This window comes from Deltaproteobacteria bacterium, assembly GCA_016875225.1.
GTDB lineage: Bacteria > Myxococcota_A > UBA9160 > SZUA-336 > SZUA-336 > VGRW01.
This window is the reverse complement of the sequence record VGRW01000037.1, coordinates 1-24199: the sequence shown is the minus strand read 5'-3', so window position 1 is coordinate 24199 and position 24199 is coordinate 1. Positions and strand designations below refer to the sequence as shown.

General features: G+C 70.3%; 18 protein-coding genes and 1 pseudogene. 6 read left to right on the top strand and 13 right to left on the bottom strand.

Annotated elements, in window-relative coordinates; all coding sequences use genetic code 11:
* Positions 1-39: 39 nt before the first annotated feature.
* A complete protein-coding gene (locus FJ108_10590; protein MBM4336343.1) occupies positions 40-696 on the top strand; it encodes a carboxylate--amine ligase in 657 nt (218 codons plus the stop codon).
* Positions 693-2162 carry a hypothetical protein gene (locus FJ108_10585; GenBank protein MBM4336342.1) on the top strand — a complete coding sequence of 490 codons (1470 nt, stop codon included), beginning with the start codon at positions 693-695 and terminating at the stop codon, positions 2160-2162. Before FJ108_10590 ends, FJ108_10585 begins: the two co-directional genes overlap by 4 nt.
* A gap of 21 nt (positions 2163-2183) precedes the next feature.
* Here the strand turns inward: FJ108_10585 and FJ108_10580 are convergent, their stop codons facing one another.
* The 4 genes from FJ108_10580 to FJ108_10565 form a co-directional block, all read right to left on the bottom strand.
* Positions 2184-2654 carry a hypothetical protein gene (locus tag FJ108_10580; GenBank protein MBM4336341.1) on the bottom strand — a complete coding sequence of 157 codons (471 nt, stop codon included), beginning with the start codon at positions 2652-2654 and terminating at the stop codon, positions 2184-2186.
* 102 nt (positions 2655-2756) lie between these two features.
* The gene (locus FJ108_10575) at positions 2757-4214 is read right to left on the bottom strand and encodes a glycerol kinase (protein MBM4336340.1); all 1458 of its coding nucleotides are present in this window, start codon (positions 4212-4214) and stop codon (positions 2757-2759) included.
* Complete coding sequence (locus FJ108_10570; protein ID MBM4336339.1) at positions 4211-6238, bottom strand: FAD-binding protein; 2028 nt, start codon at positions 6236-6238, stop codon at positions 4211-4213. Before FJ108_10570 ends, FJ108_10575 begins: the two co-directional genes overlap by 4 nt.
* Positions 5623-7260, bottom strand: coding sequence for a glycerol-3-phosphate dehydrogenase/oxidase (locus tag FJ108_10565; protein MBM4336338.1), 1638 nt, complete (start codon positions 7258-7260; stop codon positions 5623-5625). Before FJ108_10565 ends, FJ108_10570 begins: the two co-directional genes overlap by 616 nt.
* Before the next feature lie 78 nt (positions 7261-7338).
* Here FJ108_10565 and FJ108_10560 point away from each other — a divergent pair, with 78 nt between their 5' ends.
* Genes FJ108_10560 through FJ108_10550 form a run of 3 tightly spaced genes read left to right on the top strand, consistent with a single transcriptional unit; the run spans position 7339 to position 12077 of the window.
* Positions 7339-9906 (top strand): M1 family metallopeptidase, encoded by a 2568-nt coding sequence (locus tag FJ108_10560; GenBank protein MBM4336337.1) that lies wholly within the window; start codon positions 7339-7341, stop codon positions 9904-9906.
* Between the two features lie 20 nt (positions 9907-9926).
* Positions 9927-10886 (top strand): hypothetical protein, encoded by a 960-nt coding sequence (locus FJ108_10555; protein ID MBM4336336.1) that lies wholly within the window; start codon positions 9927-9929, stop codon positions 10884-10886.
* 57 nt (positions 10887-10943) lie between these two features.
* Positions 10944-12077 (top strand): NAD(P) transhydrogenase subunit alpha, encoded by a 1134-nt coding sequence (locus FJ108_10550; protein ID MBM4336335.1) that lies wholly within the window; start codon positions 10944-10946, stop codon positions 12075-12077.
* Here the strand turns inward: FJ108_10550 and FJ108_10545 are convergent.
* Both FJ108_10545 and FJ108_10540 read right to left on the bottom strand, forming a co-directional pair.
* Entirely contained in the window at positions 12060-12989 is a 930-nt protein-coding gene (locus tag FJ108_10545) for a hypothetical protein (protein ID MBM4336334.1), read from the bottom strand. The two genes, FJ108_10550 and FJ108_10545, sit on opposite strands and share 18 nt — an antisense overlap.
* 11 nt (positions 12990-13000) lie before the next feature.
* Positions 13001-14311: a M18 family aminopeptidase gene (locus FJ108_10540; protein ID MBM4336333.1), complete on the bottom strand. Its 1311-nt coding sequence runs from the start codon at positions 14309-14311 to the stop codon at positions 13001-13003.
* Positions 14312-14385: 74 nt separating this feature from the next.
* On the opposite strand from FJ108_10540, the gene FJ108_10535 reads away from it, so the two are divergent.
* Positions 14386-15951, top strand: coding sequence for an acyl-CoA synthetase (locus tag FJ108_10535; protein MBM4336332.1), 1566 nt, complete (start codon positions 14386-14388; stop codon positions 15949-15951).
* Here the strand turns inward: FJ108_10535 and FJ108_10530 are convergent.
* From FJ108_10530 to FJ108_10500, 7 genes and pseudogenes are all read right to left on the bottom strand, one after another.
* Positions 15948-16385 carry a hypothetical protein gene (locus FJ108_10530; GenBank protein MBM4336331.1) on the bottom strand — a complete coding sequence of 146 codons (438 nt, stop codon included), beginning with the start codon at positions 16383-16385 and terminating at the stop codon, positions 15948-15950. The two genes, FJ108_10535 and FJ108_10530, sit on opposite strands and share 4 nt — an antisense overlap.
* A 12-nt stretch (positions 16386-16397) precedes the next feature.
* Positions 16398-16871: a hypothetical protein gene (locus FJ108_10525; GenBank protein ID MBM4336330.1), complete on the bottom strand. Its 474-nt coding sequence runs from the start codon at positions 16869-16871 to the stop codon at positions 16398-16400.
* 530 nt (positions 16872-17401) lie between these two features.
* A pseudogene (locus tag FJ108_10520) lies at positions 17402-20413 on the bottom strand (type I restriction endonuclease subunit R).
* A complete protein-coding gene (locus FJ108_10515) occupies positions 20410-21573 on the bottom strand; it encodes a Fic family protein (GenBank protein ID MBM4336329.1) in 1164 nt (387 codons plus the stop codon). Before FJ108_10515 ends, FJ108_10520 begins: the two are co-directional and overlap by 4 nt.
* A gap of 141 nt (positions 21574-21714) precedes the next feature.
* On the bottom strand, positions 21715-22215 hold the full coding sequence (locus FJ108_10510; GenBank protein MBM4336328.1) for a DUF4411 family protein: 501 nt from the start codon (positions 22213-22215) through the stop codon (positions 21715-21717).
* Positions 22215-23357, bottom strand: coding sequence for an ImmA/IrrE family metallo-endopeptidase (locus FJ108_10505; protein MBM4336327.1), 1143 nt, complete (start codon positions 23355-23357; stop codon positions 22215-22217). Before FJ108_10505 ends, FJ108_10510 begins: the two co-directional genes overlap by 1 nt.
* The coding region (locus FJ108_10500; GenBank protein MBM4336326.1) for a restriction endonuclease subunit S at positions 23354-24199 on the bottom strand (846 nt) is incomplete at its 5' end. The genes FJ108_10500 and FJ108_10505, both read right to left, overlap by 4 nt.

The following is a 24199-nucleotide window of genomic DNA, read 5'->3' as shown; positions in this document are numbered from 1 at the left end:
GTTGGAAATGCGCGCTGGGCGTCCGTATGCTGCCCGCCCATGTCCTACACGCTCTCCGAGCACGAGTCGAAGCAGCTTCTGAAGGGCGCCGGGATTCCCGTTCCCGACGACGCGCTGGTCGAGACGGCGGACGCGGCCGTGCGCGCGGCCGAGGCGCTCGGGCATCCGGTCGCGCTGAAGCTCTGCGGGCGCGCGATCGCGCACAAGACCGAGCGCGGCCTGGTGCGGCTGGGCCTGCGCGACGCGAGCGAGGTGCGCTCCGCGGCCGACGCGCTGCTGGCGGCGCGGCGATCCGGCGACGGCGACGCGAGGCTTCTGGTCTGCCGGATGGTCGGCGGGCGGCGCGAGCTGATCGCCGGGCTTGTTCGCGATCCGAGCTTCGGGCCGTGCGTGATGCTCGGCCTGGGCGGGATCTTCGCCGAGGCCGTGGGCGACGTCGCCTTCGCGGTCGCGCCACTCGCGCCGGGCGACGCCGAGGATCTGATCGACGCGCTTCGCTACGGGAAGCTGCTCGGCGAATTCCGCGGCGAGCCCGCGGTCTCGCGCGGCAAGCTCGCCGAGATCCTGGAGGCGCTCGGCCGGCTCGGCGCCGCGAGGCCGGAGATCCGCTCGATCGACGTCAATCCGCTGATCGTCTCGGGTGACACACCGGTCGTGATCGACGCGCTCGTCGAGCTGGAAGGAGAGGCGCGGTGACGAACGTCGTCGAGAAGTTCCGGCCGCTCTTCTACCCGCGCGGCATCGTGGTCACGGGCGTGTCACAGCACCCGGGGAAGTTCGGCGCGGTTGCGTTCCACAACCTGATCGCCTGCGGCTATCAGGGCGAGCTGTTCCCGATCAATCGCGAAGGCGTGGCGTCGTTCGGACGCCCCACCTACAAGAGCGTGCTCGAGGTTCCGGCCGGGCGAGCCGACCTCGCGTTCATCTGCACGCCGAACACCGCGAACGAGCAGCTGCTGCGCGACTGCGCGCGGATCGGGGTGCGCGCGGCCTTCGTGGCCTCCGCGGGCTACGGCGAGGCCGCCGACGGGCGCGAGGCGGAGGACCGCCTGGTCGCGCTCGGCCGCGAGCTCGGCATCCTGATCGCGGGCCCGAACGGCCAGGGGCTGATCTCGACCCGCGTCTCGATGTGCGCGCAGATCGTCGCGCCCTACCCGCCCCCCGGCCCGATCTCCGTCGTCTCGCAGAGCGGAAACCTCGCCTCGAGCTTCATGAACTACGGCTGCCTCACCGGGGTGGGAATGTCGAAGGCGATCTCCTGCGGGAACTCCGCGATGCTGGAGCTCGCCGACTATCTCGAGTATTTCGCGGAGGACCCCGAGACGGCGGTGTCGCTGGGGTATCTGGAAGGCGTCGGAAACGGCCGGCGCTTCCTCGACGTCGCTCGCGCGCACACGGCAAGCAAGCCCTTCGTCGTGGTGCGGGGCGGAGTCACCAGCGCCGGCAAGCGCGCAGCGAGCAGTCACACCGGCGCACTCGCTTCCGACGACGGAATCTTCTCGGGCGCCTGCCGCCAGGCGGGCATCACGCGGGCCGAGACGATCGAAGAGGCCTACGAGGCGGCCGCCGCGTTCGCGACCCAGCCGCTGCCGCGCGGCCCGCGCACGCTGATCTTCACCGTCGCGGGCGGCTGGGGCGTGCTCACGTCCGACGCGTGCGTGCAGGCGGGGCTGGAGCTGATCGCGCTTCCCGACGATCTGCGCGCGAAGATCGACACGATGGTCCCGGCGCGCTGGAGCCGCAGCAACCCGATCGACCTCGCCGGCGGCGAGACGCGCGACACGATTCCCGAGCTGCTCGAGCTCATGGCGGCACATCCCGACGTCGACGCGATCGTCTACCTCGGCATCGGGATCCAGGCCTCGCAGGGGCAGATGTTCCGGCGCGGCCCGTTCTGGCCCGAACACGGCCTCGAGCGCATCGGCAGCTTCCACGAGAGCCAGGACCGTCGCTACGCGCACGCGGCCGCCGAGGCGAGCCAGCGGCACGGAAAGCCGATCCTGATCGCCTCCGACCTGGTCTACACCGATCGCGCCTACGGCAATTCGGGACCGCTCGGGGTGGCCGAGACCGGACGCATCACCTCGCCCTCGGGGCACCGCGCGATCCGCACCCTCGCCCACATGGTCCGATACGCCCGCCACCGCCAGCGCGGCGCGTAGCCGCGCGTCGGGCGCCGGAGCTCAGGAGCCGCCGCTCACGCCGAGCTCGACGTGCAACATGCCGTCGATGCGCGTGCAGATCACGGTGGTGATCCGACCTCCCTTGCTCGCCAGGAGCGCGAGCTCCGGCCCGACACCGTGAGACTTGTCGATCGTCCAGCCCTCCGAGACGAGCTGCGCGGCGAAGAAGCGATAGACGACTTCGGGCTCGAGCTCTCCGGTGAAGAGCGCCGCGTACGAGCCCGCGTGCTCGGAGAGAACCGACTTCGCCGTCAGCCCCTCGGGGATCGGGATGTCGTGCGGGAAGGCCGCCGGCAGCGCGTCGTTTCGCACGGCGACCGGCACCGGCATCTCGTCGGCAAGTGGGGCTCCCGCCGCCGCGACCTCGCCGTTCGGCGCTTCGACCGCGGCCGACTCGCTACCGCTCTGCCCGCACCCCGTCGGCGCAGTCAGCGCCGCGAGCGCGAGTATCGTGATGAGACGCGCGCGCATCGCGCCCTCCCGGAAGCGGAGCCCGCCGGCAAGATAACACGGTGCCTGCGAACTCGAACACGCACACGAGTTGCGCATGGGTTTCTGCCGGATCGCTCCGACTCACCGACTCGGGCCACGCGACGCGACCCGCGCCAGCGCTTCGCGCCAGCGCTCGCGCACGGCCTCGCGCTCCGCGGCGGCAATGCGCGGCGCGAAAGTCGCCGGCGCCGGAAGCGCTTCGCGGCAAGAAGCTGCGCTGTCGAACACGCCCGTGGCAAGGCCCGCCAGGAATGCGGCGCCCAGCGCCGTGGTCTCGACTTCGCGAGCGCGCGCGATCTCGCACCCGGAGAAGTCCGCGAGCGCCTGCAGCAGGAGATCGCTCTGCGCCAATCCTCCGTCGACGCGAAGCGGAAGAGCGCCCAGCCCGAAGGCCTCGCAGACGTCGCTGCAGCGCTGCGCGATTCCCTCCAGCGCCGCGCGCGCGATCTCGCCGCGCCCCGAGCCGCGCGACAATCCCAGCAGCGCGCCGCGCGCGGCGTCGTCCATGAACGGAGTGCCAAGCCCCTGCAGCGCGGGAACGAAGCGGACGCCCCCGCTCGAGCCGGCCGAGGTCGCCAGCGCCGAGAGCTCGGCCGCGTCGCGCGCGATCCCGAGCTCGATCAGCCAGTCGATCGCGCTGCCCGCGGTGATCACTGCGCCCTCGAGGCAGAACGCGCGCGTGCCGTCGGCCAGCCACCAGAGCGCCAGCGGGTACGAGCCCGCGATCGGCTCGGCCACGGCCGCGCCTGTGTGCACGTCGAACATCGCGGACGTTCCGAGCGTGAGCTTCGCCTCTCCGGGTCGGCCGATCCCCTGTGCGAACGCGGACGCCTGCTGATCTCCTGCGATCGCCGCGACACGAACGGGTGTACCCAGGAGCGCGGCCGGCAGCTCGCCCACGACGCCGCTGGTCGGAACGATCTCGGGCAGCGCCTCGCGCGGCACCTTGAACAGGTCGAGAAGCCCCTGCGCCCACTCGCCGCCCGCGACGTCGAAGAGCGCCGTGCACGACGCGTTTCCCGGGTCGGTCACGTGCAGCGCCCCGCCACTGAGCCGCGCCGCCAGCCAGACGTCGGGCGTACCGAGCCGCAGCCGCTTCTCGCGCGCGGCCGCCTTCACCGCCTCGTCGTGCGCGAGCCACCACTCGAGCTTCGTCGCGGTCGCGAGCGTGTTGATCGGTATGCCGAGCGCCCGAAAGCCCGCCACGCGCTCGGCGGTGCGCTGATCCTGCCAGCTCTGCGCGGGGGCGAGCGGCCGCAGCGTTCGCGCGTCCCAGGCGAGCGCGCTGCCGCGCTGCGTGACCAGCCCGATTCCGGCGACGTCTCGCGACTCGAGTCGGGCCGAAGCCAGCGCCTCGCGAAGCACGTCTTTGGCGCCAGCGAACATCTCCTCGGGGTCCTGCTCGATCCAGCCGGGACGCGGATAGCGAGAGGCGAGCGGGCGCTGCGCGCGTGCCAGCACGCGTCCCTCGCCAGAGACCGCAAGCGCCCGGACGCTCGTGGTGCCGAGGTCGAGCGCGAGCAGCGGCGGGCGGGTCACGCCCGCGTCGAGCGGCTCGCGGGCACGAGCACGCCGGGATTCAGCAGGTCGTCCGGGTCGAGCGCGTGCTTCAGCGCGCGCAGCACGCCGACGCCCGCATCGCCGATCTCCTCCGCCAGGAACTCGCGCCGCACCCGGCCGATGCCGTGGTGGTGCGCGATCCCGCCGCCGCAGGCGAGCGTGGCGCGGATCACCCGCTGCCAGCACTCGCGGTAGATCGCGGGCATTCGCTCTCTGTCTTCGACCCGCGCGGCGAACGTGAAGTACAGGTTCGTGCCGGAACGATAGGAGTGACTCGAGTGGGCGCTCGCGAGCACCACTTCCGGCAGCTCGCGAAGCGACGCGACCGCAGCTTGGTAGAGCGGCATGACGCGGTCCCACGTGGCGGCGACCTCGATCGTGTCGACGACCAGTCCGCGCTCGTTCAGCTCGCGGAAGCTCGGCACGTTGTTGCGGTGCTCGAGCCAGTGCTCGACCGAAGCGGCGTCCGCGCCGATTCCGCCCTCGTCCGCGCAGAGCCGCGCAACGCCGGCGACCTCGGCCGCGACCACGGCTTCCGGCCCTTCGTGGACGAGGATCAGCATGGCGCGCCCGTCCGGGCACTGCGCCGCGAATTGCCGCTGTGACTCGCGCTCGTCGTAGAGCCGCACGACCGGCGGCCGCAGCCCCACGCGCATGAAGCGGCGGATCGCCTCGAGCCCGGCGTCGAGCGACGCGAAGTGGAATGCCGCAAGAGTTCGCGCCTCGGGCAGCGGCCGCAGCGAGAAGGTCACCTCGCTCACCACGCCCAGCGTCCCCTCGCTTCCCATGAAGAGCTGACGCAGGTCGGGGCCGGCCGCGGCGCGCGGCGTCTCGCGCGTTCGCAGCACGCTGCCGTCGGGCAGCACGACCTCGAGCGCGAGAACGAGATCCTCGATCGAGCCGTACGCGGTCGAGAACTGCCCCGCCGCGCGCGTCGCCACCCAGCCACCGACGGTGGAGAGGTCGACCGACTGCGGCCAGTGGCCGATCGTGAGGCCTTCCCTCTGCAGGCGTCGCTCGGCCTCGCCGCCCATCGTCCCGGCGCGAAAGCTCGCGGTCAGGTTGCGCGCGTCGAGCGAGACCAGACCGTCGAGACCGCGCGTCGAGATCACCACCGCTTCCGGTCGCGCCTCGACCCCGCCGCAGACGCCCGAGCCGCCGCCGAACGGGATCACCGGAACGCGCGCGGCCCGGCAGAGCCGAAGCGCGGTCGCGACCTCGTCGACCGATTCGGGGCGTACCACCGCGAGGGCCGTCGGCGCGCCGCGTCCGAGCAGGTCGTGCAGCTCCGCCAGGGCCCAGGTGTCGCGCCGGTGCGCCGCCAGCGTCGCCGCGTCGGTGTGCACGCGCGCGCCGAGGGCCTCGCGAAGCCGCGCGACGATCCCGCTCACGGGTCCACGTCCGCGAAATCGAGATCCGCCGCGACGCGTTCGCGCGCGCTCCGCGCTTGCTCGGCCGCCTGCCGCTCGCTCCAGCCCAGTAGCTCCGCCATCCGCGCGGCGATCGGCCCGGCGATCGCGTCGCCCGCGCCCGGCTCGTACAGCGCCGCGCGCGTCCGGCGGTAGAGCACGTCCTCGACGGTCGCTGCGCCCTCGTGCATCACGGCCCAGTCTACTTCCCCGACGATCACCTTTGCTTCCGCCACGAGCGGCTTCGGGCCGAGCCGAACCACGGCGTCCGCTTCGCTCCCGTACAGCCGCACCAGGCGCATCGCCGCCAGGTGATCGAGCCGGTGTTGCCCTTCGAGATTGCGCGCGAGCGCGACGAGGTCGCCCGGGAAGTCGCCGCCCGGAAGGGGCCCGCCCTCGCCGGGCACGGGAAGCGCGTGGCCGAGCACGCTCTCGACCCGTTCCAGCGTGCGCAGCGCGGTGGGCCGGTAGCCGGTGAGCTTGCCGCCGGCCACGGTGATCACGCCCGCGCGGCCGATCAGGATCTCGTCCTTGCGCGAGATGTCGGTCGGCGCCTTTCCCGGCTCGGCGACCAGCGGCCGCAGCCCCGCCCACGCGGTTCGGACGTCTTCGACCTCGAGCTTGTCCACCGTGAGATAGCGGCGCAGCGGCTCGAGCAGATACTCGACGTCGCCGCGCGTGATCGGCGGCCAGACGTCGGCGCCGTGCGTATAGCTCGTGTCGGTCGTGCCGACGAAGACGATCTCGTCGCGGCGCAGCGCGAAGATGCTGCGCTGGTCCATCGTTCCGAGCAGGAGCAGGTTGCGGATCGGAAGTCGGGCGGCAGGAATGCCGATGTGGACGCCCTTCGAGAGGTGCAGGAGCGGCGGTGCGGCCGCATCCTCGAGCTGGCGCAGCGCCTCGACCCACGCGCCCGCGGCGTTCACGACGCAGTCCGCTCGCACCCGCAGCTCGCGGCCCGTGAGCTGGCATCGCGCGGCGAGGCCCGTGGCGCGGTCGTTCTCGACCAGGATCCCGGTCACCGGCGCCCAGTTCAGGCTGAGGGCGCCGAGTCCCGCCGCCGCGCGCAGGTTCGCCAGCACCAGCCGCGCGTCGTCGGTCAGGTACTCGCGGTACGCGCAGGCGAAGCGCCACTCGCTGCGGTCGAGCGCCGGCTCCTCTTCTTCGAGCTCGGCCGCGCCCCAGTTGTGGTGCAGGTCGTCGCGCTCGACCGCGCCGAGCTTCTCGTAGGTCGTGATCGCGGCGCGGAACTTGAGCAGCGCAGCGCGCGAGCGGACCGGCAACACCATCCAGCGACGCTCGGCCAGGTGCGGCGCGAGCCGGAAGATCACCTTGCGCTCGAGCGCCGACTCGCGCACCAGGCCCACGTCGCCGAGCGCCAGGTAGCGAAGGCCCCCGTGGATCAGCTTCGAGGAGCGGCTCGACGTGCCCGAGGCGAAGTCCTCGGCCTCGAGCAATGCCACGCGAAGCCCGCGCAGCGCCGCCTCGCGCGCGAGCCCCGCGCCGGTGATGCCTCCGCCGATGATCGCAAGGTCGAAGCGGTCCCGCTCGAGCGCGTCGATCGCGCGCGACCGCTCCGGCGTCGAGATGGATCCCGCTCGGGTCACAGGTCCCATTGCTTCGCGATTCCACCTCGGCCTGGCAAGGGCGGCCGCATTGCCCGCAGATCGTCTCCCCCTACAATCGGCAGCCGAATGCGCCTGCCGGAGCTGCCCAGACCCGAACGCTACGAGCTCGACCTCTGGGTGGATCCGGCCCGGAAGGCCTTCCGCGGCGAGGTCGAGATCTCGCTCGAGATCGAAGCCGGAACGCGCTCGATCGAGCTGCACGCGGTGGACCTCGATCTCGGCTCCGCGAGCGCCCGCGACTCGGAGGGCGAGCTGCGCGTGGTGCGGATCCGGCCCAATCCCAAGCGCGAGACCGCGACGCTGGTGCTCGAGCGGCCTCTCGCGGGCACTCGCGCGAGCCTGCGCATCGCCTGGAAGGGGGCGCTTCGCGCGGACCTGCGCGGGCTGTACCTGGCGCGCTCGGGCAAGCGCCGCTACGCCGCGACCCAGCTCGAGGCCGCGGACGCGCGGCGCTTCTTCCCCTGCTTCGACGAGCCCGACAAGAAGGCGCGCTTCGCCCTGCGGGTGACCACGCCGGCGCGAAACCAGGTGGTGTCGAACGCCGCGGTCGCGGGCGTGTCGACGCGCGGCCGGAACAAGACCGTGCGCTTCGCCGAGACGCCGAAGCTCTCGACCTACCTGATCGCGCTGGTGGTGGGCGAGCTCGAGTCGTCCCGCGCGGTGCGGGTCGGACCGACACCGATCCGCGTCTGGTGCGTGCCGGGCAAGAAGAAGCTCGCCGGCTTCGCGCTCGAGGTCGCCGCCGAGGCGCTGCGCCGGCTCGAGGCCTTCTTCGGCCTGCCCTACCCGTACGGCAAGCTCGACCTGCTCGCGGTCCCCGACTTCGAGTTCGGCGCGATGGAGAACGCCGGCGCGGTCACGTTCCGCGAGACGCTGCTCCTGGTCGATCCCAAGACGGTGACGCTGGCCGAGAAGAAGCGCGTGGCCGAGGTGATCGCGCACGAGCTCGCGCACATGTGGTACGGCGACCTGGTCACGATGGCCTGGTGGGACGACCTCTGGCTGAACGAGGCGTTCGCCACCTGGATGGCCTTCAAGATCGTCGACGAGTGGAAGCCCGAGTGGAAGATGTGGCTCGACTTCGAGTCGCACCGCGCTCCCGCCTTCGCGCTCGACGCGCTCGAGAGCACGCACCCGATCTGGGGGCCGGTCGAGTCCCCGGGCCAGGCGACCGAGAACTTCGACGTGATCACCTACGAGAAGGGCGCGTCGGTGGTGCGAATGCTGGAGAGCTGGCTCGGCGCGCCGGTCTTTCGCAGCGGAGTGCGGCGCTACATCCGCCGGCACCGCGAGGGCAACGCCCGCGCGGCGGATCTGTGGCGGGCGCTCGAGCTCGCGGCCAAGCGACCCGTCGAGCCGGTCGTCGCGCCCTGGGTCGAGCGGCCGGGCTTTCCGCTGCTCGCCGCGCAGCGGATCGATTCCGCGGGCGAGGCGCAGCTGCTGGTCGAGCAGGAGCGCTTCTTCGCCAGCCCCTCGGTCGGCGGCGCCAGGCGCGCCGAGGTGCGCCCGATCCCGCTGGTGATCCGGGTCCGGCCGCCGCGCGGGCGCGATCGCATCGTGCGCGCGCTGCTCGACGAGAAGCGCGCGACGATCCCGCTCGGCCCCGCCTCGCAGGTGCTCTGGGTCTACGCCAATGCCGGCGAGGCGAGCTTCGTGCGCGCGCTGCACGACGGGGAGATCCTGCGCGCGCTCGGAGAGGAGCTCACGCGGCTCGCGCCCGCGGAGCGAATGGGCCTGCTCGGCCACCAGTGGGCGGGCGTGCGTGCCGATCGCGCGCCGCTAGTGGACTGGCTCGACCTGGTGACACGCTTTGGTGACGAGCCGGAGCCCGACGTGCTCGCGGCCGCGCACGGACCGCTCGCCTGGCTCGTGGACCAGGCGCTCCCCGCGCTGGCCGACGAGCACGCTTCGCGCTTCCGCGCGCGGATCGCCGCGGTCTTCGCCCCCGCCTTCGCCCGCCTCGGCTGGTCGGCGGCGAGCGGGGAATCGGACTCCCTGCGCCAGCGGCGGGCCGCGCTGCTCTCGATCCTCGGCGCGCTCGCGGAGGACCCGGACGTTCTCGCCGGCGCAGAGACGCGAATCGGCCCGTACCTCGCCGACCGTCGCGCGCTCGAGCCGAATCTCGCGGGGCCGGTCGTCGATCTCGCGGCGCGGCGCGGCAACGCCTCGCTCTTCGACGCCTACCTGCGCACGATCAAGGCCGCGCGCACGCCGCAGGAGCGGACCCGCTTCGAGATGGCGCTCGGGTCGTTCCGCGATCCCGCGCTCGTCGAGCGCGCGCTCGCGCGCTCCCTCTCCGTGCAGATTCCCACCCAGGACGTCGTGCCGCTGCTCTGCCGGCTGCTCGCGAACCCGCACGCGCGCGAGCGCACCTGGGAGTTCATCCGCGAGCGCTGGCCGAAGCTCTCGCCGCGCGTCTCGCCGGGCCTGGCGTCGCGGCTGATCTCGGCGCTGCCAGCGCTGCAGAAGCCGCTCTACCGGCGTCAGGTCGCGAGCTTCTTTGCGACGCACCCGCTGCCGAGCGCGTCGCGCGCGCTCGCGCAGGCGCTCGAGCGCTTCGATCTGGACGCCGAGCTGCGAACGCGGATCGTGCCGGACCTGCGCGAGTACCTGCGCTCCAACTCGCGGTGCTGAGCGAGAGCCTCTCCGACGAGATCCTCGCGCGGCCGTTCGCCTCGGTGCGCGAGTCCTGCGCCGAGATCGCGGCCGGCGCGCGGCACGTCGCGATCGACGCCGGGGCGCTCGCGCGCGAATGCGCGGCGATCCCGCTCGACGCGCTCGGCGACAGCCCCACGGTCTTCCCGCGGCTCGACGGCCAGGTCGAGCCGCTCGCTGCGTTCGTGCTCTGCCTGGACGCGATCAACTTCGGCTCGGGCTGGTTCCCCAAGCTAGCCAAGCTCCCGGGTCGCTCGGGCTACCGAACGATCGAGGCGCGCCTGCTCGCGCGCTTCGAGCGCACGGGCGCGTTCACGGCGCGCGAGCTGCGCGAGGTCGACGCGCGCGCGGTCGCGGAGCTGCTCGGCCAGACGCCGCTCGAAGCGCCGATCGACGAGCTCATGGAATTCTTCGCCGTCGCGCTCCGGGATCTGGGCGAGCTGGTGGCGACGCGCGCGGGCGGATCGTTTGCGGGCTTCGTCGAGGAGGCGGCAGGCTCCGCCGCGGCGCTCGTGCGCAGCCTCGTCGCGATGCCGCTCTACCGCGACGTCGCGCAGCACGGCGGAACCCGGGCCGTGTTCCTGAAGCGCGCGCAGCTCACGGTCTCGGATCTCGCGCACGCGCTTCCCGGCAGCCTCGGGCGATTTCGCGACCTGGCCGACCTGACGCTCTTCGCCGACAACCTGGTGCCGCACGTGCTGCGCCTGGACGGCGTGCTCCGCTTCGAGCCGTCGCTCGTCGCGCGGATCGACGCGGAGGAGCTGATCCCGGCCGGATCGGCCGAAGAGGTCGAGATCCGGGCCTGCGCGGTCGACGCGGTCGAGCAGATGGTCGCGAGCCTGCGCGCGCGCAGCCCCTCGGTCTGCGCGCGGGACCTGGACGACTGGCTCTGGCGGCGCGGCGGCGAGCCCTCCTACAAGGCCCGACCGCGCCACCGGACGCGTTGCCCGTACTACTGAACCCGGCTACGGTGCCTGCGCCGCGCGGGCCGGCGCCCGCGTAGAGGAGGGTGATTCGTGAAGATCGGCGTGCCCCGCGAGTCCGCGGCCGGAGAGCGGCGCATCGCGCTCGTCCCCGAGTCGGCCAAGAAGCTCGTCGAGCAGGGCAACGAGGTCGTGATCGAGAGGGCGCGCAGCGCCTCGGTCGACTTTTCGGACGCGGCCTACACGGCTGCGGGCGCGCGGATCGCCGCCGACGCGGGGGAGGTCCTGGCCGGAAGCGACCTGGTCCTGAAGATCCAGCCGCCCTCGGAAGCGGAGATCGCATCGCTGCGCACCGGCGCGGTCCTGGTCGCGATCCTGCAGCCGTTCCAGAACGGCGACACCGTCCGGCGTCTGGCCGAGAAATCCGTGACCGGCTTCTCGCTCGACCTGCTGCCGCGAATCACGCGCGCGCAGGCGATGGACGTGCTCTCGTCGATGAGCACGATCGCGGGCTACAAGGGCGTGCTGATCGCGGCCGCCGCGCTGCCGAAGATGGTGCCCCTCCTGATGACGGCCGCCGGGACGCTGAAGCCCGCGCGCTTCCTGATCCTGGGCGTCGGCGTCGCGGGCTTGCAGGCGATCGCGACCGCGCGGCGGCTGGGCGCGGTGGTCGAGGCCTTCGACATCCGACCCGCGGTGAAGGAGCAGGTCGAGAGCCTCGGCGCGCGCTTCGTCGCGCACGAGGCGATCCAGAGCGGCGGCGAGACCAAGGGCGGCTACGCCACCGAGCTCACGCCCGAGCAGCAGGCGCGGCAGCGCGAGGCGCTCGGCAAGCACATCGGCGAGGCCGACGCGATCCTCTGCTCCGCGCTGGTGCCAGGCCGCCGCGCGCCGATCCTGCTCAGCGCCGAGCAGGTCGCGCTGATGCGGCCGGGCTCGGTCGTGGTCGACCTGGCCGCCGATCAGGGCGGCAACTGCGCGCTCACCAAGCCGGGCGAGACCGTCGAGCACGGGGGGGTGCGCGTGCTCGCGCCGCTGAACGTTCCCGCGAGCGTCCCCCTGCACGCGAGCCAGATGCTCTCGCGCAACTTCCAGAACTTCCTGCTCCACGTGCTGAAGAAGGGCGAGCTGCAGCTCGACCTGGCCGACGAGATCACCAGCGGCACGCTCGTGACCCGCGACGGGAAGATCGTGCACGCTGCGGTGGAGTCAGCGCTTCGGGGCTGAGTCGCTCGGCGCAGGCGCGGGCGTGGCCGCCGGCGCCTCCTCGACGGTGATCGAGACGTCCTTGCGCCGCTTGTAGATCTCGCGGAGCTTCGTCTGGCGCTCGACCTCGAGCTTGCGCTCCTCGCTTAGCGTGTCGAGGTCGACCTCGCGCCGCACGATGTTCTGCTTCGAGCGCTTGCACGCGCCCTCCATGTAGGGTCCGCAGGTCGGATTCGAGCAGCAGGTCGCGGCGAAGTCCTCGAAGGTCTTCATCGGCTGCGGCAGCGGCGCGCCGTCCCAGGTCGCGCCGAACGCGGGGCTCAGCACGATCGCGCTGTTGAAGTCGGCGCGCGCCTCGACCATGTCGTTGGCCTTCCAGGCGGCGAGAACCGAGATGCGGTCGATCTCGTCCTGCGGCGCGCCGTTCTTCACGCCCTTGTCGAGATAGCGGCGCGCGTCGCCGAGCTTGCCCTGATACACCGAGATGTGTGCGATGTTCGAGTAGTACGTCCCGGCGCGCAGCTCCATTCGCTCGGCCAGGTTCAGCCGCAGCGCGTTCTTGAAGCTGGTCTCGGAGGAGTCGAGATCCCCCTGGTACGCGGTGATGATGCCGAGCCAGGTGTGCGGGCGCGGCGAGGTCGGATCGATGCGCACCGCCTCGAGGACCTCTGTCTGCGCCTTGGCCAGGTAGTCGACGTACGCGGTCTGGTTCTTCGCGTCCAGTGACTCGCGCGCGAGCTGGTAGTAGGCGTCGGCGAGATTCAAGCGGGTGTCGAAGTCGTCCGGGTAGGCGTCGCGGCGCTTGGCGAGTTTTTCCGCCGCGCCTTCGAAGTTCCCCGCGTCGATGTCGCTCTGGATCGCGTAGGGCGACGTCCCCCCGCAGGCGGTCACGAGAAGCAGAGCGGCGAGCAGAAGGCTCGGACCTCGGAACATGCGGAACTCCTCTAGCTGGCCCCGGCGAAGAACGCCTGGAGCACGCGGATCATCGGCGCCACGTCGGCCGTCCCGGCCAGCTCGCGGCACGAGTGCATCGAGAGCATGGGATTTCCGACGTCGACGGTCGGAATTCCCGTGCGCGAAGCGGTGATCGGCCCGATCGTCGAGCCGCACGGCTGGTCGTTTCGCGAGCTGAAGCGCTGCGGCACGACGCCGGCGCCGGCGCAGAGCTCGGCGAACTCGGCGGCCGTCACGGCGTCGGTCGCGTAGGACTGGTTCACGTTCGACTTGATCACCGGCCCGCGCCCGAGCACGGGCTTGTGCCCGGGCTCGTGCTTGTCGGCGAAGTTCGGGTGCACGGCGTGCGCCATGTCGGCCGAGACGACCCGCGAGCGGGCGCGCGCGCGCGCGAGCCCCTGCGCGGCCCCGCCCTTGAACGCCGCGACGATCCGCTCCAGCGTCTCGACCAGCAGATTCCCGCCCGCGCCCTCCACGCTCTCGCTGCCGACCTCCTCGTGGTCGTAGAGCACGATCGCGCGCGTCGCGCGGCCCAGGTCCATGCGTGCGCCGTCGTGGACGAGCGCCGACACCGCCGCGTGACACGAGGCCAGGTTGTCGAGCCGCGGCGCGACCAGCAGCGCGCCGTCCGCGCCAATGATCGCTGCGGGCTGCGCGTCGTAGAGCATCAGATCGAAGGCCAGGATCGCGTCGGGCGCCACGTCGGCGACGGCCTGCGCGCGGAGCTCGGTCGCGAGCAGCGGTGCCAGCGCCGGCGCGTCCTCCAGACCCACGAGCGGAAGCGAATGGGTCTGAGCGTTCAGCTGCAGGCCCTTCTCTTTCAAGTCGCGGTTCAGGTGGATCGCCAGGCTCGGCACGCGCGCGAGCGGGCGGTCGAAGTCGAGCAGGACCGTGAGCAGCGCCCCGCCGTCGCGGAGCGTCACGCGGCCGGCGATCGAGAGATCGCGGTCGAGCCAGGTGTGGAGAAGCAGTCCCCCGTAGGGCTCGACCGCGAGCTGGCGATAGCCCTGCGCGCATGTGTCCGAGCACGGCTTGAGCCGCAGGTTCGGCGAGTCCGTGTGCGCGCCGACGATGCGGAAGCCGGCATCGACCGGCGACTCGCTTCCGATCGCGAACGCCACCAGGCTTCCGCCGTGGCGCACGACGAAGCGCCGGTCGCCCGGCGCGAGGCTCCAGAGCTCCTGCTCCGCGCACTCCGCGTAGCCCGCGGCGCGCAGCCGCCGCGTCGCCTCCGCGACCGCGTGGTACGGCGTGGGCGAGGCGTCGATGAACGCGAGCAGATCGCGCGCGGCTTCCGGCATTCGCGCGAGGGTAGCGGCCGCTCGGGTAGAATGCCGCGAGCCCGCGTAGCCGCGGCGAGGGAGACTCGAACGTCATGACCACCGTCGCCACCTTTGCCCGGAAGAACCCGGACAAGACCGCGCTGATCTACGGCCACGCCGAGCACGTCGAGAGCTACGGCCAGCTCGAGGCGCGCTCGCGCCGGATCGGCCACGTGCTGCGCCAGCTCGGGCTCGAGTTCGGCGACAACGTCGCGGTGTACCTGGCCAACGACGACCTGTTCTTCGACATCTACTGGGCCTGCCACCGCACCGGGCTCTACTTCACGCCGGTGAACTGGCACCTGCAGGAGGACGAGATCCAGTACATCGTCGACAACAGCGACGCGAAGCTCTTGATCGCGCACGCGCGCTTCGGCGAGATCGCCACGCGCGTCGCCGCGCGCGCGCCGAAGCTCCGGGCGCGCGTCTCGATCGGCGGCGAGATCGAGGGCTTCCTCGCGCTCGAGGACCTGCTCGCCGACGTGCCCGAGGACGCCCCGCTCGGCGAGGAGCTCGAGGGCTCGGTGATGCTCTACTCCTCCGGCACGACCGGAAAGCCGAAGGGCGTGCGCCGGCCGCTGCCGCGCGTTCCCGCGGGCGATCCCTCGGTGCTCGCCGGCGTGGTCGGGCTGGTCTCGTTCTTCGGCATCACCGAGAGCGACCGCTACCTCACGCCAGCGCCGCTCTACCACGCCGCGCCGATCGGCTTCACCGCCGCGATGCAGCGCATCGGCGCGACGGCGGTGATCATGCGCCGCTTCGATCCCGAAGAGGCGCTGCGGCTGATCGAGACGCAGAAGATCACCGCGTCGCAGTGGGTGCCGACCCACTTCCGCAGGCTCACCTCGCTTCCCGAGCCGACCCGGAGCAAGTACGACGTGTCGAGCCTGCGTGTGGCGGTGCACGCCGCCGCGCCCTGCCCGATCCCGCTGAAGGAGCAGATGATCTCCTGGTGGGGCGACGCGATCGTCGAGTACTACGCCGGCACCGAGGGCGGCGGCACGCTGATCCGCGCGCAGGAGTGGCTGCAGAAGAAGGGCTCCGTCGGCCGGCACTGGGCCGGCGGCGTGGTTCACATCCTGGACGAGGACGGAAACGAGATCACCACGCCGGGAAAGGAGGGCGCGATCTACTTCGAGGCGCCGCCCGACGTCGCCGCGCGCTTCGCGTACCACAAGGACGCCGAGAAGACCGCGTCCACCTACCGCGGCAACCTCTTCACGATCGGCGACATCGGCTACAAGGACGAGGACGGCTACCTGTTCCTCACCGACCGGCAGTCCAACATGATCATCTCGGGCGGCGTGAACATCTACCCGCAGGAGACCGAGAGCCACCTGGTGATGCACCCCAAGGTGCAGGACGTCGCCGTGATCGGCGTGCCCAACGAGGACCTCGGCGAAGAGGTGAAGGCCGTCGTCGTGCCCGCCGCCGGGGTCACTCCCGGCCCCGACCTCGAGCGCGAGCTGATCGCCTTCTGCCGCGACCACATCGCCCACTACAAGTGCCCGCGCACGATCGACTTCGCAGCCGAAGTCCCCCGCACGGAGACCGGCAAGATGGCCAAGCGCAAGCTCCGCGAGAAGTACTGGGGCGGGCACGAGAGCCGGATCGTCTAGGTCCGGCGGATCGAGTCCGCGGCGGCTCGGGCGCGATTGAACGGCTCGAGGACGTTCAGGGCGCATTCGGCGACCAGGATGTACGAGCCCTCGCATTCCGGGTCGTGCTCGGCTGCGGCTCGCAGCTTCATCACAAGCTCACCCATCTTCCGGATGTCGTCCGAGAGCCAACGCATGAAGAGCTCGATCGCGGATTCGATGTCTTCTTCTGAGCCGCCGTAGGCGAGAAGATCGTCGAGCTCCAGGAGCTCGGGAATCACGTCGAAGCTCGTGCCGATCAGGTCGTCGCACAGCGACTTGGCCTGAGCGACGAGGTCGGCGGCCATGCGCACGTTCGGGAGCTCGCTGCGGATGTACGTGCCGCTCTCCTGCATGGCCATCGCGCAGCTCCGCGCTTCGAGGATCACGGTCTGCACGGCGGGGACGTTCAGCACGGCTCGATCACCTCAGTATTCCAGGGTGGAATGTTGGAGCGTCTTCACAACCGTCAGGCTGTAGGAGATGGCGGCAGACATCGCCGACGGGTACTCGTACTGGGCAGTCTGGAAGGCCGACCACAGAGCCTCGCAGATCCAGTCGTCGAACGGGTGCGTCTCGCGAATGAAGCGGTAGGTGTGAAACCGTTGGACCAGATCGACGGCGTTCTGCTCCTCGAGGGGAGAGACGCCGTCGACCGTGTGAATCGACCTGGTCAGGATCTCCCTGACCCGCTTCCAATCGAAACCGCGCTCTGCCGCGACATTGAGCGTGCCGATGATTGCGGCGGCGATGAAGAGTGACCGCAGCGGCGCTGGCGCGATGCGCAGCTCACCCGCATTGAGGCGCTCCGTCGCATAGCCCGGTATTCCGCGCTCGAAGAGCACGGGCACGATCGCGGGCAGGATCCGATCGATCGGCGCACGGAGCGGGCGCCGGCTCATGCGGTTGGCTCCGAAGGTTTCGAGGGCGCGGGCTTCGCGAAGCGCGTGCGGATGTATTCTCGGGCGCTGTCGGGGGCCAGCTTCACGGTGCCCGGGCCGTTCCTCACGAAGAAGTCCCCTTCAGGCGCTGCCTCGATTCCCTTCCACCTGAGGAACACCGGCTCCGGGCTCCGCTGACAGCTCACCACACAGACGGTCTTGCCCTGCACGACCTGGGTCTTCGGGTCGACGCGCGTGCCGGCCCGGTCGCCGAGCCCATTGCGCACCATCTGCAAGAGGTGCCGCATGAACTTGTCGTCGCTCTCGAGCTGGTCGCGCTCGATGCCCACGATCGAGGCGTCATCCGCCACTCCGATCAGCAGGTCTCCCCCCTCGGTGTTCAGAAACGCGGCCACCGTCTTGAGCACGGCATGGGTCACCCCTCTGTCGTCCTGCCGGTCCTCCTTCAGGCTCCAGCGCAGCGTCGACTTGAACTCCAGCGTCTTCGACTCGCCGCGCTGGATCAGCTCCTCGGCGTTCCGGTGCGCGCGCAGATACTGGTCGAAGAGGAAGTTCTTGATCGCCTCGCCGAACGCGCGGTCATCGGTGATGCGCCGGTACAGGTCGAAATTCGAATCGACGATCTCCTGGATCACGTGCTCGACCTTCTGGTCGAAGGTGAGCCGCACGTTCTCGCGCGTGTTGACGCGCGCGGCGGCGTCGAGCGCCGCGTCGTCGTCGAGCTTGCCCATCATCTGCTCGAGCGTCACGCGGTGCTCAGGACCAAGGTTCAGGCCGAAGCGCTGGTTCAGCTCCTCGATGATCCGCGACAGCGACTCGAGCTCCTCCGGAGCCGCGCGGTACGCGCCTTTGCTGCCGACCGGGTCGAGGACCCCGGGCTTCCGCTCCAGAGCGATCTTGCCGCTTCCGGTCTGCTGGATGCGATACGACTCCATGTTGATGTTCTGCTGCACCTCGACCGGGAGCTCGGCGCGGTCCGAGGGCAGCAGTCGCCGCAGGTGGCGCGCGAAGACGTAGAGCTTCTCCAGGTCGGTGTCGGCGAAGGTCAGCACCTGGGCGAGGAACGCGTAGAGTCGGAGGTAGTCGGTGAGCTGGCCGCGGAAGTCCTGGCGCTCCGCGTCTGCGCACTCTTGGTACCGCGCGACTACGGGCGCGAGCGCCGCGTACAGCCGGTCCTGTGTCGCCTTGGGATCGAAGTAGAGCTTGGCGAAGGTCTCCACGTCGGCCGCGGTGTAGACGGGGAAGGCGCCGAGCTGCGACTGAACTTCGTAGAGCAGATTCGGGTCGGTCGCCTCCGAGAGCAGCGTGGCTTCGTAATACGGCTCGAAGGCGGCCTTGATCTCGTCCGATTCGTTGGCGAAGTCGAGCACCATCGTGCCCTTCTTCTCGGGGTGCGTGCGGTTCAGGCGCGAGAGCGTCTGCACCGCGTTCACGCCGCCGAGCTTCTTGTCGACGTACATGCTGTGCAGCAGCGGCTGATCGAAGCCGGTCTGGAACTTGTTGGCGACGACCAGGAAGCGGTACTCCGGGCGCTCGAAGGCCTTCGCGGTCTGCGCCTCCGGGAAGCCGTTCATGTTCGACTCGGTGTACGACTGCCCGCCGTCCTGAACCGTCCCCGAGAACGCCACCAGCGCCTTGAACGGATGGCCGCGCTCCGCCAGGTATGCGTCGAGCGCGCGCTTGTACCGGACCGCGTGCAGACGCGAGCGCGTCACGATCATCGCCTTCGCCTTGCCGCCGATCGCGGCCTGCGCCTGCGCGGCGAAGTGCTCCACGCAGATTCGCACCTTCTCACCGATCGCGTGCGGGTGCAGCTCCACGAACGACTTCAGCAGGTACTCGGCCTTCTTCTTGTCGTAGCGCGGATCGTCTTCGACCTTCTTGAGCAGGCGCCAGTACGCTTTGTAGGTGCTGTAGTTCGCGAGTACGTCGAGGATGAACCCCTCCTCGATCGCCTGGCGCATGCTGTACAGATGGAACGGGGCGAACTTGCCGTCCGCGAGCCGCGTGCCGAAGAGCTCGAGCGTCTTGGGCTTGGGCGTCGCCGTGAATGCGAACGTGGACAGGTTCGCGAGCCGCCCGCGCGCCTCGACCTCGGCCAGGATCGCGCTCTCGAGCTCCTCCTCGGGCGTCGCCGCGCCGGACTCCTCGGCCTCCGCCTCTTCGAGCGACCCTGACGACAAGACGGCCTTCAGGCTCTTCGTGCTCTCGCCCGACTGCGAGGAATGCGCTTCATCGACGATCAGCGCGAAGCGCTTGCCGGGCAGCTCGCCGATCTGCTTCGCGATGACGGGGAACTTCTGAAGCGTGGTGACGATGATCGTCTTGCCGGCCTCGAGCGCGTCCTTCAACTGGCGCGAGGTCGTGTCGACGTTCTCGACCACGCCGAGCGTCTGCTCGAACTGGCGCATCGTAGACTGGAGCTGGCGGTCGAGGACGCGGCGGTCGGTGATGACGACGATCGAGTCGAAGACGCGCCGATCGCTCGCGTCGTGGAGCGTCGCGAGCTGGTGCGCGAGCCAGGCGATGGTGAAGCTCTTCCCGCTTCCCGCCGAGTGCTGAATCAGATAGCGCTGCCCCGCGCCGCGCGAGCGCGCGTCGCTGACGAGCCGGCGCACGCAGTCGAGCTGCTGGTAGCGGGGAAAGATCAGGAAGCGCTTGCCGGTCTTGCGCCCCTTCTCGTCCTCTTCCTCGACCTCGTGGATGAACTGCCGCACCAGGTCGAGCACGCTGTCGCGCGCCCACGCCTCCTCCCAGAGGTACGCGGTGGCGTAGCCCTTGCGCGTGGGCGACACCGGCGGATTGCCCGCGCCGCCGTACTTCCCCTGGTTGAAGGGCAGGAAGCGGGTCTTCGCCCCTGCGAGCTGGGTCGTCACGTAGACCAGGTCGGGGTCGACCGCGAAGTGCGCGAGGCAGCGGCCGTACCCGAGCAGCGGCTCGCGCGGGTCGCGATCGGTCTTGTACTGGCGGATCGCGTCCTCGACGTCCTGGCCGCTCAGCGGGTTCTTGAGCTCGGAGGTGAAGATCGGAATGCCGTTCAGGAACAGCACCAGGTCGAGGCTCTTCTCGCTCTTCGCGCTGTAGTGCAGCTGCCGCACCGCGGCGAACAGGTTCGCCGCGTGCAGACGCCGCGTCTCTTCGTTCAGCCCGCTCGCCGGCCGGAAGTACGCGAGCCGGAACTTGCAGCCGGAGTCCTTGACGCCATTGCGCAGCACGTCGAGCGCTCCGCGACGCTCGATCTCTGCGGACACGCGCCGCAGGAACTGCTCGCGAACCGCCGCCCCGTGGTGCTGCGCGAGCTTCTGCCACTCCTTCGGCTGCGTGGCGAGCACGAAGTCGAGCACGTCGCGCGGCAGCAGGCAGAGCGCACGGTCGTAGTTCTCGGGCCCCCGCTTGCGGTATCCGCCCGGCGGCGTGTCGCCGTACGGCGGCGGTGTCTCGCGAACCCCGTCCGCGTCACCCGCGCAGGCATCCGGGCCGTGCTGGAGCAAGCCGCACTCGATCGCGTCTTCGAAGGAGCGCTCGGAGATCTCGGGGCTCATGGGCGCTCCGTACCCTCGCTCAGGATGGCGAGATAGCGGTCGTAGACGAAGAGGCGATTCCGGCGCTTGCCGGTCAGCTCTCGTGCAATGCCGAGCTGCACGAGCAACTCGATCGACGAGGACGCCGCAGGGAAGGACAACCCGGTCGCCCGGCAGATCTCCGCCACCGACGTGATGGGGCGCGCCTTCATCGCCTCGTGCACGCGCAGAGCCGAGCCAGCGCGGCGCCCCGACGGCTCGATCCGCGAGCGGTCCGCTCCGAACATCTCGGCCAGCCGCGCGGCGGTCGAGGCCGCGCCCTCCGCCGTCTGGCGCACGCCGGCGAGGAAGAAAGCGAGCCACTCCTCCCAGTCGCCCTCGCGACGCACGCGATCGAGCAGCTCGTAGTAGCGCGCGCGGTTCTGCTTCAGGTAGAGGCTCAGGTAGAGCAGCGGCTCGCTCAGAACGCCGGCTTGGCAGAGCAGGAACGTGATGAGGAGCCGGCCGACCCGGCCGTTGCCGTCGAGAAACGGGTGGATCGTCTCGAACTGAACGTGCGCGAGCGCGGCGCGCACCAGCACCGGCAGTCCATCGCCCTCCGCGTGCAGGAACCTCTCGAGCGCTGTCATGCACTCGGGCACGAGCGTGTGTGGCGGCGGGACGAAAACGGCTTTGCCCGGCCGGCTGCCGCCGATCCAGTTCTGCGAGCGGCGGAACTCGCCGGGGTCCTTGCCGCTGCCGCGGCCGCGCGAGAGCAGAACGCCGTGGATCTCGCGGATCAGCCGGCCCGAGAGCGGGAAGCCCTCGCGCAGCCGCGTGAGGCCGTGCTCCAGCGCCGCGACGTAGTTCGAGACCTCGACCACGTCGTCGAGCGGTACGCCGGGGGCCTCCTCGAGCTCGAAGAGCAGGAGATCCGAGAGCGACGACTGCGTCCCCTCGATCTGCGACGAGAGCACCGCCTCCTTGCGAACGTACGCGTAGAGGAACAGCGACTTGTCGGGCAGGAGCGTGGACACCCCGTCCAGCCGGCCGAGCGCAAGGACGGCCGCCTCCATCCCGGCTTGCAGATCCCCCGCGAAGTCGAGCGGCGGGGCGGGTGGCAAAGGCGCGGGGACGAAGGCGCGCACCGTCTCGCCGCCGGCGCTCGTCACCTCGTACCTTCCGGTCTCGCCACGCTTCATCCGGGCCGAGCCCCCCTGCTGCTCACGTGAGCTGAATAGCGAGGCCTGCTATTCAGCGTTCACGGGTCAAGTCTAAACAAGGCCGCGATCCGCGTCAGTTCCTTTCTTGCTGAATCCGAGGAACGCTCGAAGATCTCGTGCTCATGGTCCACTCCCGCTGCCGAGCACGAACCGCGCGCGCTCACGTCGGAGCATCTCGTTCGGCGTCATGCACTTGATCGAGAGCCCGATGCAGGCATCCGGGATCTTGATCTTGCGCACCAAGGCCGACGGCACTTCATGCGTCACTACGGTGTGCCCGCTCGCGAGTGCATGAGCCACGAGGTAGTAGTCCGCCACCGGAAGGAACGTGCTGATCGCCGCTGGTTCGTAGCGCTGCCCGCTCGCCCAGGCGCTCACATCGGCGAGCGCCGGAAGAACTGCGGGCTCCGGCTCGAGGAAGAATCGCTCCCCGCGCTCACGTGCCCAATCCGACAGCTCGTCGTCGATGGCCTGAACTTCGTCGCCCACCCTCTCGATGCTGAAGACATGGCCTGCAGCGTTCTGCGCGATCAGCCAATCCCAGAACGCCGGACAGAAATCGAGGCCGTAGTGCAGATTCTTGGCCCGGATGAACACATCGGCGTCGAGCAAGTAGGCCATCAGAAGGCCACCCCGAGGCTCTCCCCCAGCTCGCGGAACGTCGCCATCTTCTTGAAGCCAAGCAGCCGAAACGCCTCGGTGAAGGAAGTCCGGCCTTCGAGCGTGCTGACTACGAGTGCCGTGGCGAACGTTTTTCCGGCGCGTGCGCCGAGCGTGAGATAGAAGTCGCCGCCGCTCGTCTTCGGCAGTGCGCGCAGGCGTTCGAGCTCGTCGCGGTAGGCATCCCAGAACTGCTGGCGGCTCAGCCCCCCAGCGTCGTGGATCCGTCGCAGGGTCACGAGCGTGCTCACTTTGAAGCGCCGGGCCAGTCGGTCTACCTCGGCTTCGAGTGCCGCGCTCCGGTCGTAGGTCGCGCGCACCGACGCGAGCGGCACCAGGCGTTCGGCGGCAACCCGGTTGCACCAGCTCTCGACGTCGTGTCGCGGAACCTCGGATGCCTGCGCGTCGGAGACCGCCGTCTGGCCGAGCCAAAGGTGCGCCAGCTCGTGCGCCAGCGTGAACATCTGCGCCGCCTTGGTATCCGCGCCGTTTACGAAGACGAGCGGCGCGAGGGCGTCTGCCAGCGCGAAGCCGCGAAACTCATCGGGATCGAGCTTGCGCCGGTTGTTGCTACCCACGACGCCGCTGACCATGACGAGAATGCCGGCGCCGTCCGCCTGCTCGGTGAATCGGCGCAGCGCCTCGGTCCAGGTGGGAAGCTGGCGCCGCTCGTCCAGATCGAAGCCGAGGGCGCGTCTCATGGCCGACGCGGTCGCCACGACGTCGTCCGCGACCCGCGCCGAGCCGACGAGGGCAGACGGCGCCTCTCCCATCGTCCGCGCGAAGTCGCGGTACCACTCCTGGCGCTGCTGGCAGAGGTAGATCGTGTCGAGCAGATCCGCGCTCGGCCGAGCGGTCGACGTACCCGCGATGGTACGGAAGTCCGGGATCGGCACACGCTCTACGGGCGGCTCGCGCAGGAAGAGGTAGCCGACCGGCGTATACGTGGCCTTGGCAAACTGCTCCAGCTGCTTCAGCGTCGGCTGCAGCTCTCCCCGTTCCCACGCTCCGAGCTTCGGGAACCTGTCCGCGAGTTCCGTGCCCCGACCGGACCGCTCCCACGCCCATCGCAACAGCTCGGGCTTCACCGCCACCCGGTTCATGCGGACGAGTCTCGCACGTCGATCCTGCCCGTCACCGCGGCGGAAATGAGCGCCGTGCGCAGCTCCTTCAGCCGCTCGATCGCCTCGCGGACCCTGGCGACGAGCGCGTCGATCCGCGCGGTCTCGCAGTCGACGAAATCGGCGATCGCGCGCTGATCGGCAGTCGGCGGCAGCGGCAGTGTCAGCGAGCGCCACTGGTCCATGCGAATGACTCGTGTGCCGTGCGCCGCCTCCTCGACAACGACTCCCAAGATTGCTCTCCCGAGGCCGTCCAATAGCCAGGCAGTGAACGTCGATTCGAGATCTCTCCGCAACTCCAGCGCCTTCATGTCCTGGTTCACTGTCACCGGAGCGGTCGTGATCGCGACCGGAAACGTGTGCGCGAGAATCATGCCCCGCACCACGATCAGCACGATGGGGGGTGCGATTAGCTTCAGTCCCGTTTCCACGACTGCTCGCTCGGTGACGGTGTCTCCGGAGGACTGGATGAAACGGCGCTTCATGTCCTTCGGCGAGACCCAAGGGATGTCCCCGCCCCAGTACCCTCGCTCCTCCTTGGCGGGCGTGCCTCCGCTGATCGCCTTGCAGATACGCCACGTCTTTGCAGTTTCCCAATGCGCCGGAATCTCCCCCAGCCACTCGACGCCGGAGTCCTTCATGGGGACTTTCGGATCGAGCCCCTTGGTGACGGCGCGGGTGATGAGGGCGGCGCGCTTCTCCTCGAGCAGCTCGATCAGCCGCCCCTTCTTCGCCACCAGCGCATCGATCCGCGCGGTCCTCGAACGGACGAAGTCGACGATCCGGCCTTGCTCGGCAAACGAAGGAATTGGCGTCGAGAAAAA

Bases quoted from the DNA above. Each gene is read 5' to 3' on its own strand.
- FJ108_10590 (MBM4336343.1), top strand. From the start codon at position 40: ATGTCCTACACGCTCTCCGAGCACGAGTCGAAGCAGCTTCTGAAGGGC.
- FJ108_10580 (MBM4336341.1), bottom strand. From the start codon at position 2,654: ATGCGCGCGCGTCTCATCACGATACTCGCGCTCGCGGCGCTGACTGCG.
- FJ108_10565 (MBM4336338.1), bottom strand. From the start codon at position 7,260: ATGGGACCTGTGACCCGAGCGGGATCCATCTCGACGCCGGAGCGGTCG.
- FJ108_10560 (MBM4336337.1), top strand. From the start codon at position 7,339: ATGCGCCTGCCGGAGCTGCCCAGACCCGAACGCTACGAGCTCGACCTC.
- FJ108_10545 (MBM4336334.1), bottom strand. From the start codon at position 12,989: ATGTTCCGAGGTCCGAGCCTTCTGCTCGCCGCTCTGCTTCTCGTGACC.
- FJ108_10540 (MBM4336333.1), bottom strand. From the start codon at position 14,311: ATGCCGGAAGCCGCGCGCGATCTGCTCGCGTTCATCGACGCCTCGCCC.
- FJ108_10535 (MBM4336332.1), top strand. From the start codon at position 14,386: ATGACCACCGTCGCCACCTTTGCCCGGAAGAACCCGGACAAGACCGCG.
- FJ108_10525 (MBM4336330.1), bottom strand. From the start codon at position 16,871: ATGAGCCGGCGCCCGCTCCGTGCGCCGATCGATCGGATCCTGCCCGCG.
- FJ108_10515 (MBM4336329.1), bottom strand. From the start codon at position 21,573: ATGAAGCGTGGCGAGACCGGAAGGTACGAGGTGACGAGCGCCGGCGGC.
- FJ108_10510 (MBM4336328.1), bottom strand. From the start codon at position 22,215: ATGGCCTACTTGCTCGACGCCGATGTGTTCATCCGGGCCAAGAATCTG.
- FJ108_10505 (MBM4336327.1), bottom strand. From the start codon at position 23,357: ATGAACCGGGTGGCGGTGAAGCCCGAGCTGTTGCGATGGGCGTGGGAG.